The sequence below is a fragment of the Rhodococcus sp. MEB064 genome, assembly GCF_000834565.1.
Classification (GTDB): Bacteria; Actinomycetota; Actinomycetes; order Mycobacteriales; family Mycobacteriaceae; genus Rhodococcoides.
In genome coordinates this window covers 1-12,838 of record NZ_JXQS01000063.1, presented here as the reverse complement: position 1 = coordinate 12,838, position 12,838 = coordinate 1, and the positions used below count along the sequence as shown (strand labels likewise).

Here is a 12,838-nt window from a genome sequence, read left to right as displayed (position 1 = left end):
GCAGTGCGGTTAGAGTACAAGTGTGCACTCAACTGACGGTCGAAACGAAGTAGCCGGCGCCGCCGATGTCGTGGCCACGGCCATCGACATCCTGAGCGGTCCCGTCCAGGGCACGCATCGGGCCGTCAACAGTGTGGTGTTCGGCATCCTCGGTCCGCCGGCGGCTCCGGTGCGCGTGCTCAACGAGGGCATCTCCGACCTCGTCTACTCGATGGTTCGAGGTGGGGGAGCTGCGGCCGCCATGGCGGTCTCCGCCGGTTCGCGGCTTCTTCCTCCCGAGACGGTCTCGCATGCGGTCACATCCAGCGCGGCCGGGTCGGTCATCGTCGGGGCGGTCAACGGGCTGCTCGGCGACCGTCTCGTCGCCGAGGGGAACGACCTCGCCGTCGAGCTCGGGCCGCACCACCAGCGCCGGGTGGTGGGGAACGACACCGCGATGCTGACGACCGCGTTCCCCCAGGCCACCGGGCACATCGCCGTACTGGTCCACGGTCTCGGTGAGACCGAGCAGGCGTGGTACTACCGCCTCGACGGGCGCGGGAGCTACGGCGAGGAACTGGCCGCGCAGGGGATCAGCGCAGTCTGCCTGCGGTACAACACCGGTACGGGAATCGTCGACAACGGTGCGGCACTCGCCGCACTGTTGGATCAGTTGATCGCCGTCTGGCCCGTGCCGGTGGAACGCATCGACCTGGTGGGCCACTCGATGGGCGGTCTGGTCGTGCGGCGCGCGTGCGCGGTCGAGGCGAGCAAGGCCACGTGGCTACCTCTGGTGCGCACCGCGTGCTACCTGGGCACGCCCCACGAGGGCGCACCGCTGGCGGAAGGCGCCTACCGCCTGTCCCGACTCCTGCGGAAGGCGAAGCACACCGCGGCGTGGGCCGATCTGCTCGATGTCCGCAGCAAGGGTGTCGACGACCTACGGCTGGCCACCGACGTCGATCTCGCTCCGGGCATCCGCCATGTCGCCGTGGCGGCGACGCTCGCGGCCGACGACACCGCCTGGTGGGCGGACGCCGTCGGCGACGGACTCGTGACCCTGCGCAGCGCGCGGGGTCCGATGAGCGAGCTGCACACGCTTCCCGGAACCGGCCACCTCGCGTTGCTGTCCGACCCCCGCGTGCTCGACGTCCTGTCGGAGCTGATGTCCGACGCCACACCCGACGAGATCGACGAGGTGACCGAGCCGGATGTGTCGGTGAGCTGAATCCGCTAGACCAAGCTCTCCTGCCACGCCGCATCGAGGTGGGCGAAGCGACCGTCGGCGGCGATGAGATCGTCCGGGGTGCCGTCTTCGACGACGCGGCCGTCGGCCATGACGAGGACGCGGTCGGCAATCGCCACCGTGGAGAGTCGGTGCGCGATGATCAGCGCCGTCCGACCCTCGAGTACGGTCTCGAGCGCCTGCTGGACCAGCCGCTCACCGGGGATGTCGAGACTGGAGGTGGCCTCGTCGAGCACGATCACCGACGGTGCGGCGAGGAATACGCGGGCGAAGGCCACCAGTTGCCGTTGACCCGAGGACAGTCGGCCGCCCCGCTTGCGCACGTCGGTGTCGATGCCGCGCGGTAAGGCCTGCAGGAACGGCGTCAGGCCGACGGCGTCCGCCGCTGCCCGGACCTCGTCGTCCGTGGCCGACGGTCGCCCGAGTCGGATGTTGTCGGCGATCGATCCGGAGAACAGGAACGACTCCTGGGTCACCATCACGACGGCGCGACGCAGATCGTCGTCGGCGAGGTCGCGCAGGTCGATGCCGTCGAGCCGGACGTGCCCCGACGTGGGGTCGTAGAACCGCGCCACCAACTTCGCGAGCGTGGACTTTCCGGCACCGGTGGCGCCGACCATGGCGACCACCTGACCGGCAGGCACGTGCAGGGAGAATGTCGGCAGAACGACGGATCCGGCTCCGTAGGCGAACGTGACGCCGTCGAAGTCGAGGTCGCCACGGGCCGAGTCGAGGGCGACCGGACGCAGAGGTGCGGGGACTGCTGGCTCTTCCTCCAGCACTCCCGAGATCTTCTCCAGCGCTGCGGCCGCGGACTGGTAGGCGTTGAACACCTGGGCCAGCTCGTCGAGCGGACCGTAGAACCGTCGGAGATACAGCACGTATGCCGCGAGCACACCGATGTCGAGGTCGCCGCCGATGACCCGCCGGCTGCCCACGACGACGATGACGGCAAGGGTCGCGTTTCCGATCCATCGCACGATGCCGGTGTAGCTCGCCATGCCGCGCAGCGCACTGGTGGTCGAATCGCGATACTCGGTGTCCTCGGCGCGCAGGATGTCCGCGTTGCGACGCTCCCGGCGGAAAACCTGTACCGCGCGGATGCCCACCATGGACTCGACGAAATGGACCACGACGCGGGCGATGGACACCCTGGTGCGGCGATACGCCTGGCGTTGACGTCGCTGGGACCACCGAGTGACGAGTACCAGGGGAACGAACCCGGCCAGCACGACGAGAGCGAGCGGTACATCGAGGTAGATCAGGATGATCGCGATGGACACCATCGACAGGATCGCGGTCAGGGCGTCGTTCAGCGCACTCTCGAGCAAGGTCTGCAGCGACTCGACGTCACTGGTCAGCCGGGAGATCACCTTGCCGGAGGTGTACTTCTCGTGGAACGAGAGCGACAGGGATTGGGTGTGACGGAACACCCGCTCGCGCAGATCGAACAGGATGTCCTGGCTCAGCCGGCCGGACACCATCAGGAACGCGTATGTCGTTGCTGCGCCCAGACATCCGACCGCAACGTATCCGATGATCGTCCAGACCAACGGCGCCCACCGACCGTCGATCGCGGCGTCCACGCCCGTGTCGAGCGCATGCGCGATGAAGAGCGGACCCGCGACGAAAGCGAGGTTGTCCAGGAAGATGATCGCCAGCGTGAGGGCGGTACGTCGCCGATGCGGGCGAAGGAGCGAGAACAGCAGTCGCCGTGAACGATCGGCCAACACGAGGTTGCCGGCTCTGTCGACGTCGGAGTCCTCTCCGCCGACGCCCCTCCAGTCGGTGTCAGCCATGGCGGCTTCCTATCGCAGCGTCGGACCCCATGACCTCGCGGTAGGCGGCGGAGGTGGCCAGCAGGTGTTCGTGCGTTCCGGACTCGAGGACGGTGCCGTGGCCGATGTGCACCACGCGATCGGCCAACGCCGCCGTCGACGGTCGGTGCGCCACCAGCACGGTGGTGGAGTGCTGCAGCACCGACCGCAGGCGCCGTTGCACTGTCGACTCGGTGTCCACGTCGAGGGCCGAGAGGGGATCGTCGAGCACCAATACGCGAGGTCGACACATCACGGCTCGGGCGAGAGCCAGGCGTTGGCGCTGACCACCGGACAGGCTCAACCCCTGCTCACCGATGCGAGTGTCCAGCCCCCACGGCAAGGCGTCGACGAACTCCGACGCGTTCGCGATGTCGAGAGCTTCCGCGACGTCGGCATCGGTCGCGTCGGGACGACCGAGTGCCACGTTCTCGCGGACGCTCGCCGAGAACAGGATCGGCTCCTCGAAGGCGACGGACACGATGGAACGGAGGTCCGCCAGGCGCATCGACCGGATGTCGACGCCGTCGATCGTCACGGCACCGCCGTCGACGTCGAACAGTCGGGGAATCAACGTCGTGACGACGGATTTGCCCGTCCCGGTGTTGCCGACCACCGCAACGGTCTCACCGGGATGGACGTCGAAGCTGACGTCGTCGAGGAGTCGGTCCGGGGCGTCGGGAAAGCGGAACGCGACGTGATCGAACCGGACGTGGCCGCGTACGCGACTCGGGAGGATCGCGGGCACAGCGGGATCGACGATCGACTCGGGAGTGTCCATGATCTCCCAGTACCGGTCGGCGGCGGTCCGGGAATTGTTCAGCTCTGCGAGGAGGAAGCCGAGGGACTCCACCGGCCACGACAGGAAAGCCACGACCGCCATGGTCGCCACCAGGGTTCCGGCGGTCATGGTGCCGTTCACGATGGAGTAGGTGCCGTAGGCAAGCATGCCGCCGATGGCCAGCGGCGGAAGACCCACGATGACCGACCACAGCAGTGCGAGATAGCGCACCTTGGTCAGCTCGGTGGTGCGCAGCGTCGCAGCCTGTGTGAGGAAGCGGCGGCCCAGGTGGGCGCTGCGACCGAAGGCCTTGAGCACACGGATGCCGTGGATGGATTCCTCGACGGTGGTGGTGACGTCGCCCGCCTGATCCTGGGCGTCGCGGGCGACGATGCGATACATCTCCTCGAAGCGGACGCACGCCAGCACGAGGGGGACGGCTACCACCAGCATGATGACGCCGAACTGCCACGCCTGCACCAGGAGAATGCCCAGCCCGGCGACGAGTGTGACGGCGTTGATGATGATGAAGGGGCCGACGAAGGCGACGAACCGGCGCAACGCCGACAGATCCGAGATGGCGCGGGACAGCAGTTGGCCCGACTCCCAACTGTCGTGGGCGGTGACGGACACCCGCTGGAGCTTGTCGAAGACCCGGGCGCGCGCCGTGATCTCGAATTGGCTCGACGGTCCCGACACCAGGTAGCGGCGAATCCAGATCCCCACCGCGTCGACCGTGCCGAGCAGCAGCACCAGAGCGGCCGGCCACCAGATGCCCGACAGATCACCGCGCGTGATCGGACCGTCGATGATGCGCTGGATCACGAGGGGAATGACCAGAGCCGCGAGCGTCGCGACGAGCGAGACCACGACCGATCCGGCGAAATACCACCGGTACGGGTACAGAAATGGGGCGAAGCGGCGCAGTGACGAGGTGGTTCTCTCGTCGGTCACGTCCTTCGTCGTCGTCCGTTCCACCAGTCCGGTAGACACATCATCTCCTTCACCTACCCGACAACGGTCTCATCGAGGAGGTGAAGGATCCAACCGATTTACCGCGACCCTCTATTCCGCGCGCCGCTTGGCATCGCCGAACGGCTCGTCCCGTTCCTGCACCGCTTGCCGGAATCCGACTGTGGCAGCGCGGGTCTGGAAGGCGTAGCCCTCACGGGTGTGTCGGGAGATGCCGTCGAACACGGTGCTGACCATCGTCGACGTGGCGACGCCCGACGCCAGGAGCGAGCTGTTGAGAGCGAGCTTCACCATGATCAGCTGGTTGATCGGCATCCGTGCGATCCGCGCCACCAGGTCCTCGGTCCGCGCGTCCAATCGGTCGGCGGGCGCGGACTCGACGGCGAGGCCCCATTCCGCGGCCTGCTTGCCGGTGAGGCAGTCGCCGGTCAGCAACAGTCGTTTGGCGCGCTGGTCGCCGAGGCGGTGCGCCCACATGCCTGCCGCGGGTACTCCCCAGACCCGCGTCGGGGGATAGCCGATCTTGGTGTCGTCGGCGCAGATGATCTGGTCGGCGTAGAGCGCGATATCGGTGCCGCCGGCGACGGCGAAGCCGTGAAGCTTGGCGACGACGGGCTTGTTCGCGTGCAACAGGCTCGCGAAGCCGCGATTGAAGCGGCTCATCATCGCGTAGTCGAGCATCGGATCCCACGTCCCGGACGGGTCGTGGTTGCGGGCTTGGACGACGGGGTCGAGAACCGTGCCGGTGGTGTCTGCGGCGTCGTCGTCGCCCCGGTCCAGGTTCTCGGCGTAGATCGACAGGTCGTAGCCGCCGCAGAAGCCCTTGCCGCGGCCGGACAGCAGCATCACGTGGACACGCGGGTCCAGATCGGCGCGCTCCACGGCGGCAGCCAGCTCGACCGGAGTGTCCGCGGTGATGGCGTTGCCGTGCTCCGGTCGATCGAAGGTGATACGCGCGATGCGCCCGGTGACCTCGTAGGTGAGCGTGCGGTACCGCGGCGACTCGTCGCGAGACGGTCGACCCTCGAACGGCGAGTCGGCGCCCTCGTCCCAGCCGTCACGCCACGCGGCCGGCCCGTCGCTCATGCGGGCACCTTCGGTGTCGATCGCTCGATGATCGTCGCCGCGTCGATACCGGTGGGGAGAGTTCCGTAGACGCTGCCCCAGTCCCCGCCCAGACGGCTGGAGGTGAAGGCGTCCGCCACGGCGGGGTGTCCGTACCGCACCAGCAGCGATCCCTGCAGTGCCAGGGCCATGTCGCCGACGATCCGGCGCGCGCGGTGCTCCACCGTCCCGAGGTCGCCGAAGGAGTTCTTCAGCGAGCGCACCGAGGCGTCGAGCGCCGCGTCGGACCCGGCGCAGCTGTCGAGCTCGTCGAAGAAGACGGCGAGAGTCTCCGGCTGCTTCGCCACCGCCCGCAGGGTGTCGAGCGCCGCGACGTTGCCCGAGCCCTCCCACACCGACAGCAGGGGAGCCTCGCGGTAGAGCCGCGGCATCCGCGACTCCTCCGCATACCCGTTGCCGCCCAGGCATTCCAGAGCTTCTGCGGCATGTGCGGGTCCGCGCTTGCAGACAAGATACTTGCTCACGGACAGGCTGATGCGGCGCAGCGCCGCAGCGTGCCGGTCGCCGGCCGTGGCCCGGTCGGTCAGCGCGGCCAACCACAGAGCCACCGTGGTCGAGGCCTCGGACTCGACGGCGAGATCGGCGAGGACGTTGCGCATCAGTGGCTGGTCGACGAGATTCTTGCCGAAGGCCTGGCGGTGCACCGCATGGTGGATGGCCTGCGCAGTACCGGCGCGCATGCCGGTGGCAGATCCCAGCGTGCAGTCCAACCGGGTCATGTTCACCATCTCGATGATGGTGGGCACGCCGCGGCCCTCGTCGCCCACGAGCCATGCCGTGGCATCGTCGTATTCGACTTCGCTGGAGGCGTTGGAGTGGTTTCCGAGCTTGTCCTTCAGGCGCTGGATCGCCATGGCGTTGCGGGTGCCGTCGGGCAGGATTCGAGGCAGGAAGAAACAGGACAGGCCACCCGGTGCCTGCGCGAGGACCAGCAGGATGTCGGACATCGGTGCGGACGTGAACCATTTGTGGCCGGTGATGCGGTACGACCCGTCGGGCTGCGGCACCGCCGTCGTCCGGTTGGCACGCACGTCCGAGCCGCCCTGCTTCTCGGTCATCGACATACCGGCGACGAGCCCGGACTTCTCGAGTGGAGCCCGCAGCGACGGATCGTAGGTGCGCGTGGTCAGCAGCGGCTCGTACTGCGCTGCCAGCTCGGAGTTCGCGCGCAGGGCCGGGACCACGGCGTAGGTCATGGAGATCGGGCATCCGTGGCCTGCATCGACCGCGCCCCAGACGCTGAATTTCGCGGCACGCTCGAGATGCGCGTGCGGTGACGGATCGTTCCACGGAGCCCCGTGCATCCCGAATTCGACTGCCGTGCGCATCAACTCGTGATACGCGGGGTCGTAGACCACCTCGTCGATGCGATTGCCGTACCGGTCGTGCGTGTGCAGGACGGGCGGATGCTCCTCCGCCAGGTCGCCCCACCGCTGCGCCTGCTCGCTGCCCGCGAGGCGGCCGAGGCGATGCAACTCGTCGAGGGAGTCCGCGGCGCCTTCCCGGTGCAGCGCCTCGAGGATCACCGGGTGCTCCGCGACGTCGTGGCCGATCAGCGGCGGGACCTGGTTGGTGACGGTATGGGTCGTGGTCATGACGACTTCCTGACGGGGGAGAGGGAGGCGGGGGATGCGCCGAGTGCGCGCAGGGTGAAGGTGTCGAGCGCGTCGAGGGTGGACGCGTCGGCGTGCCCGCGGGCCAGGGGCAGCACCAGTGCTTCGCCGATGGCGCCGACCAGGCACGAGGCGGTGATGGACGCGTCCTGATCGGGTAGTTCCCCGGCCTGTACGCCTGCCCGGATGGAGGAGGCGAACGCCTCGGCGAACGCCACCCGGAACGCGAGGCGTTCGGTGTCGACGAGGGCATCGCTGGGTTCGGCGAGGAGGGCGTAGGCCAGTGTCGGATTCCGTAGTGCGCGTTCGGCGAACGTGCGTACCGAGGCGAGGATGGAGTCGATCGTCGAGCCGGTCCGCGCCGCGTGCGTTCCCGCAGCGGTAGCGGCCGCCACCTCGCGTCCGCACGCGTCCCGGAAGACCTCGGCGAACAGCTCGCCCTTGCTGGGGAAGTAGCGGTAGACGGTGCCCACGCCGATGCCGGCGCGTGCCGCCACGTCCGCCATCGCGCAGCCGGCGTAACCCTGCTCGGCCACCAATGTCAGTGCGGCAGCGACGATTCCGGACCGCGCAGCGTCGAGTCGCTCTTGAACGGCGGCAGTCCGTCGGTAGGCCATGCCAAGGAGTGAACGCGGATTCCGTTCATGTGTCAAGAGCGGGCAGGCAGCTACCAGCGGGATCCGACGCGGTTGTTGACCAGCAGCACGCCGTCGACGTCGATGTGCGCGGGTGGATGGAACACCATGACGGTGTCCTGGTCGTCCGGAGGTGTCGGGTCGTCGAAGTTGCCGATGCCGCCGAGCAGTCCACGCCAGCGGACCCACCCGCGCGCCTCGTAGAACCCGACGGCCTCGGGAAGTGAATTGAGCACGCCCAGAACATCACTCGACTCGATCTCGGCTTCGATCGCCTCCATGACCGCGGCGCCCTGGCCGGTTCCGCGGAACTCGGGGTCCAACGCGACGGCCTCGACGAAGCCGCCGTCGAACTCCTTCCCGTCGTGGGCGAGGAGCCGCGGGACCACCGCTGCATGGCCGATCACGCGATCGCCCACCGTGAGGACGGCATGGACGCCGCCGAGGGCATGGATCCAGTCGTGAGGTGTGAAGTGCTCACCGAACGCGCCGCGCACCAATCCCTCGCAGGCATGGGTGTCGGCGTCGGACAACTCGTCCGTCGACACGGTTCGAAGTGCTGGTGCGTCGTCCACGGTGTCCCCCCGGGGCAGCAATGGCCGGGCAGGACTCCCGGTCAGTCGTTCGCGTGCAGGATCGAGTTGAGCTCGACTCCCGTACCCTTCCACGGCACGACCTCGACCGCACCGGAGACGGAATTACGGCGGAAGAGAAGATTCGACTTGCCGCTCAACTCGGACGCCTTGATGACGGTGCCGTCCGGTCCGGTGACCTTGGTACCCGCAGTGATGTAGAGGCCCGCCTCGACGACGCAGTCGTCTCCGAGCGAGATGCCCAGTCCCGCGTTCGCGCCCAGCAGGCAGCGCTGACCGACCGAGATGACAGCCTTGCCGCCACCGGACAGGGTGCCCATGATCGAGGCGCCACCGCCCACGTCCGACCCGTCGTCGACGACGACGCCGGCCGAGATGCGACCTTCCACCATCGACGAGCCGAGGGTGCCGGCGTTGAAGTTGACGAATCCCTCGTGCATGACCGTGGTGCCGGACGCGAGGTGCGCGCCGAGGCGGACCCGGTCGGCGTCGCCGATACGCACTCCGGTGGGGAGAACGTAGTCGACCAGGCGGGGAAACTTGTCGATGCTGTAGACGGTGACGTGTCCGCGGGCGCGCAGCTTGGCGCGGGTCGCTTCGAAGCCCTCGACGGCGGCGGGGCCGAAGTTCGTCCACACGACGTTCGACAGCAGTCCGAACTGTCCGTCGAGGTTGACCCCGTGCGGCTGCACCAACCGGTGCGAGAGCAGGTGCAGGCGAAGGTACACGTCGTGAGCATCGGTGGGCGCGTCGTCGAGGGAGCTGATGGTGGTGCGCACCGCGACGATCTCGAGGCCGCGTGCGTCATCCGTGCCGACGAGGGGTGCCAGCTCCGCGGGGATGTCCGACTCGGCGAGACGGGTGGTACCCGTCTCGGCGACCTCACCCAACTCGGGTGCGGGAAACCAGGTGTCCAGCACCGTTCCCGAGGTCGTGATGTGTGCAATGCCGACTGCCGATGCGCCTGTGGTCACGGGTGGAGAGCCTAGAGGAATAGGGTCGGGCAGGTGAGCGCACCCATCACCCTGGACCTGCACGCCGATCCTGTCGATCTCACCGCGGCGCTGGTGGACGTCCCCAGCGTCTCCCGCGACGAGGCCGTTCTGGCCGATGCGGTCGAGGGTGCGCTGCGCGAGCAGACATCCGGCTTCGAGATCGTCAGATTCGGCGACGCCGTGCTCGCCAGGACGAGTCGCGGATTGCCGACGAGGGTGATCCTCGCGGGGCATCTCGACACCGTCCCCATCGCCGACAACGTGCCCAGCAGACGTGAGGGCGACGTTCTGTACGGATGCGGAACCGTCGACATGAAGTCGGGCGACGCCGTGTTCCTGCACCTGGCGGCGACCATCGCGGAACCGAACGCCGATCTGACGTTGATCTTCTACGACTGCGAGGAGATCGAGGCCTCCGCGAACGGCCTGGGCCGCATCGAACGCGAGATGCCCGAGTGGCTGCGCGGCGATGTCGCGATCCTCGGCGAACCGTCGGGCGGCTTCATCGAGGCGGGCTGCCAGGGGACGCTCCGGGTCCGGTTCACCGCGTCGGGGACGCGGGCGCATTCTGCGCGGTCGTGGCTGGGCGACAACGCCGTCCACAAGTTGGGTCCGCTGTTCGAACGGTTGGCCGCGTACGAGCCGCGCAGCGTCGACATCGACGGATGCGTGTACCGCGAAGGTCTGCAGGCCGTGCGAGTGAGCGGCGGAGTCGCCGGGAACGTCGTTCCGGACGAGGCGTTCGTGGACGTGAATTTCCGGTTCGCGCCGGACCGCAGTGTCGAGCAGGCGATCGAGCACGTACGCGAGGTGACGGCCGGCGTCGACCTCGCGGTCGAGGTGACCGACCGCTCACCCGGCGCGTTGCCGGGTCTCGCGGCGCCCGCGGCGGCGGCTCTGGTCACCGCGGCCGGCGGAGAATTCCGTGCGAAGTACGGCTGGACAGACGTGTCCCGGTTCTCCGCGCTCGGCATTCCGGCGGTCAATTACGGGCCCGGCGATCCGAACCTTGCGCACAAACGCGACGAGCACGTTCCCGTCGGACAGATCACCGATGTCGCCGACGTCCTGCGTCGGTATCTGACTGTCACCGGCGGGCACTAACCTCGGCACCATGAACGCGCCTTCACGACCGGGAGACCGCTCGACGAACTATCGCGGGCCGGTCATGGACCGACGCGAGTACGCCGGAACGACCACCGACCAACGCCTTCTCGATTCGCGCGGCCCGTCGGACTGGCTGCACACCGATCCGTGGCGCGTGCTGCGTATCCAGAGCGAGTTCGTCGAGGGATTCGGCGCACTGGCCGAGCTGCCCCGCGCTGTCACGGTGTTCGGGTCGGCGCGAACGAAGCCGGACTCGGCCGAGTACGCCGTCGGGGTCCAGCTGGGCACTGCACTGTCGGCAGCCGGATACGCCGTCGTCACCGGGGGCGGCCCGGGTGCGATGGAAGCCGCCAACAAGGGAGCGTGCGATTCGGGCGGCTTCTCCGTCGGCCTGGGCATCGAGCTGCCCTTCGAGCAGTCGTTGAACCAGTGGGTCGACCTCGGGGTCAACTTCCGCTACTTCTTCGTCCGTAAGACGATGTTCGTGAAGTACTCGCAGGCCTTCGTCTGTCTGCCGGGCGGATTCGGCACCCTCGACGAGCTGTTCGAAGCGTTGACACTGGTCCAGACCCGCAAGGTGACGCAGTTCCCGATCATCCTGTTCGGCACCGCGTTCTGGGGAGGTTTGCTCGAGTGGATCCGGACGACGCTGGTGGGCGCCGGAACGGTGTCCGAGAGCGACCTCGAGCTGATCCGCTGCACCGATAGCGTCGAGGAGGCAGTCCGGTGGATCGACGAGAGTCGACAGAGCCTGGCCGAGACCGAGAGCCGATCGAGCGTGACCGAGCAATGACGGCAGTGTGCGTGTATTGCGCGTCCGGTCCGGTGGAGCAGCAGTACATCGATCTGGCGGCGGAGGTCGGGACCGAGATCGCTCGACGCGGGGGCACTCTGGTGTCCGGGGGCGGCAACGTCTCGATGATGGGCGCTGTCGCCGCGGCGACCCGCGCCGCCGGAGCGACGACGCTGGGTGTGATCCCGAAGGCACTCGTGCACCGCGAGGTGGCCGACGTGGACTCCGACGAGCTAGTGGTCACCGACACGATGCGCCAGCGCAAGCAGGTGATGGACGAGCGTGCCGACGCGTTCGTCACACTGCCCGGCGGCATCGGCACGCTCGAGGAATTGTTCGAGACGTGGACGTCCGGCTATCTGGGCATGCACGACAAACCGGTCGTGATCCTGGACCCGCAGGGCCACTACACCCCGTTGCTCGAGTGGCTCCGATCGCTGGCCGGGACGGGTTTCGTCTCCGCGAGATCGCTGGACCGGCTCATTCTCACCACGGACGTGGACGCGGCGCTGACGGCCTGTGGGCTACCTCGCACCGTGAACATTACCAACCAGTAAGGTAAGCGTCGTCACAGCCGGATTCGTTGCCGGCTCGCTTGGGAGGGGATCACCACATGGGTGCCGAGGCTCGTCACAAGGTCGGATTGCTCGACATCGCCGCCACACTGCCGAGGATGACCACGGCCCTGCCGAGCGTCCTGCGTGGGCTGCCGGGCTTCCTGCGCAAGCCGGACGACAAGGAGTCCATCGGCCACATCTTCCAGCGTGTCGCCACCAAGACTCCCGACCACCCCTTCGTGAGGTTCGAGGGCGACACCCTGACGTACGGACAGGCGAACGATCTGGTGAATCGCTACGCCTCCGTGCTCACCGATCGCGGTGTGCAGCGCGGCGACGTGGTCGGCGTCCTGGCGAAGAACTCGATGCGCACCCTGCTGGTCGCTCTCGCGACCGTGAAGCTCGGCGCTACCGCCGGCATGTTGAACTTCAACCAGCGCGGGGAGGTGCTCGAGCACAGCCTGGGCATCCTCGACGCGCGCGTGCTCGTCGTCGACGAGGACTGCATCGAAGCGCTCGAGTCGCTCGACGAGGCGCTGCCGGAGAAGGTCGTCCTGCACGCCGACGAACTCGACCGCCTCGCGGAGTCGGCGAGCGCCGAGAACCCCGTCGCCACCACCGAGAT

General features: G+C 68.0%; 12 protein-coding genes. 5 read left to right on the top strand and 7 right to left on the bottom strand.

The window, feature by feature from the left end:
- The first annotated feature begins 22 nt into the window (after window positions 1-22).
- A complete protein-coding gene (locus tag RU01_RS20235) occupies window positions 23-1,207 on the top strand; it encodes a lipase family alpha/beta hydrolase (protein WP_156149020.1) in 1,185 nt (394 codons plus the stop codon).
- A 5-nt stretch (window positions 1,208-1,212) separates the two neighbouring features.
- Here the strand turns inward: RU01_RS20235 and RU01_RS20230 are convergent, their stop codons facing one another.
- The 7 genes from RU01_RS20230 to dapD all read right to left on the bottom strand — a co-directional run bounded on the left by RU01_RS20230 (window position 1,213) and on the right by dapD (window position 9,735).
- Window positions 1,213-3,024 carry an ABC transporter ATP-binding protein gene (locus RU01_RS20230; protein WP_042576399.1) on the bottom strand — a complete coding sequence of 604 codons (1,812 nt, stop codon included), beginning with the start codon at window positions 3,022-3,024 and terminating at the stop codon, window positions 1,213-1,215.
- On the bottom strand, window positions 3,017-4,816 hold the full coding sequence (locus RU01_RS20225; protein ID WP_042576398.1) for an ABC transporter ATP-binding protein: 1,800 nt from the start codon (window positions 4,814-4,816) through the stop codon (window positions 3,017-3,019). Before RU01_RS20225 ends, RU01_RS20230 begins: the two co-directional genes overlap by 8 nt.
- Before the next feature lie 72 nt (window positions 4,817-4,888).
- Entirely contained in the window at window positions 4,889-5,881 is a 993-nt protein-coding gene (locus RU01_RS20220) for a crotonase/enoyl-CoA hydratase family protein (RefSeq protein WP_042576397.1), read from the bottom strand.
- A complete protein-coding gene (locus RU01_RS20215; protein WP_042576396.1) occupies window positions 5,878-7,515 on the bottom strand; it encodes an acyl-CoA dehydrogenase family protein in 1,638 nt (545 codons plus the stop codon). Before RU01_RS20215 ends, RU01_RS20220 begins: the two co-directional genes overlap by 4 nt.
- On the bottom strand, window positions 7,512-8,150 hold the full coding sequence (locus RU01_RS20210) for a TetR/AcrR family transcriptional regulator (protein WP_042576395.1): 639 nt from the start codon (window positions 8,148-8,150) through the stop codon (window positions 7,512-7,514). The genes RU01_RS20215 and RU01_RS20210 overlap by 4 nt, the downstream gene beginning before the upstream one ends.
- A gap of 50 nt (window positions 8,151-8,200) precedes the next feature.
- Window positions 8,201-8,743 (bottom strand): GNAT family N-acetyltransferase, encoded by a 543-nt coding sequence (locus RU01_RS20205; protein WP_197074838.1) that lies wholly within the window; start codon window positions 8,741-8,743, stop codon window positions 8,201-8,203.
- 41 nt (window positions 8,744-8,784) lie between these two features.
- Window positions 8,785-9,735 (bottom strand): 2,3,4,5-tetrahydropyridine-2,6-dicarboxylate N-succinyltransferase, encoded by a 951-nt coding sequence (dapD, locus tag RU01_RS20200; RefSeq protein WP_082043275.1) that lies wholly within the window; start codon window positions 9,733-9,735, stop codon window positions 8,785-8,787.
- A 33-nt stretch (window positions 9,736-9,768) separates the two neighbouring features.
- Between dapD and dapE the strand changes: the two genes are divergently transcribed.
- From dapE to RU01_RS20180, 4 genes are all read left to right on the top strand, one after another.
- Window positions 9,769-10,860, top strand: a complete 1,092-nt coding sequence (gene dapE, locus RU01_RS20195; RefSeq protein WP_042576393.1) for a succinyl-diaminopimelate desuccinylase — start codon at window positions 9,769-9,771, stop codon at window positions 10,858-10,860.
- A gap of 10 nt (window positions 10,861-10,870) precedes the next feature.
- Complete coding sequence (locus tag RU01_RS20190) at window positions 10,871-11,656, top strand: TIGR00730 family Rossman fold protein (RefSeq protein WP_042576392.1); 786 nt, start codon at window positions 10,871-10,873, stop codon at window positions 11,654-11,656.
- Window positions 11,653-12,213, top strand: a complete 561-nt coding sequence (locus RU01_RS20185; protein ID WP_042576391.1) for a TIGR00730 family Rossman fold protein — start codon at window positions 11,653-11,655, stop codon at window positions 12,211-12,213. The genes RU01_RS20190 and RU01_RS20185 overlap by 4 nt, the downstream gene beginning before the upstream one ends.
- Before the next feature lie 56 nt (window positions 12,214-12,269).
- On the top strand, window positions 12,270-12,838 hold a 569-nt coding region (locus tag RU01_RS20180; protein ID WP_042576390.1), incomplete at its 3' end, for an AMP-binding protein.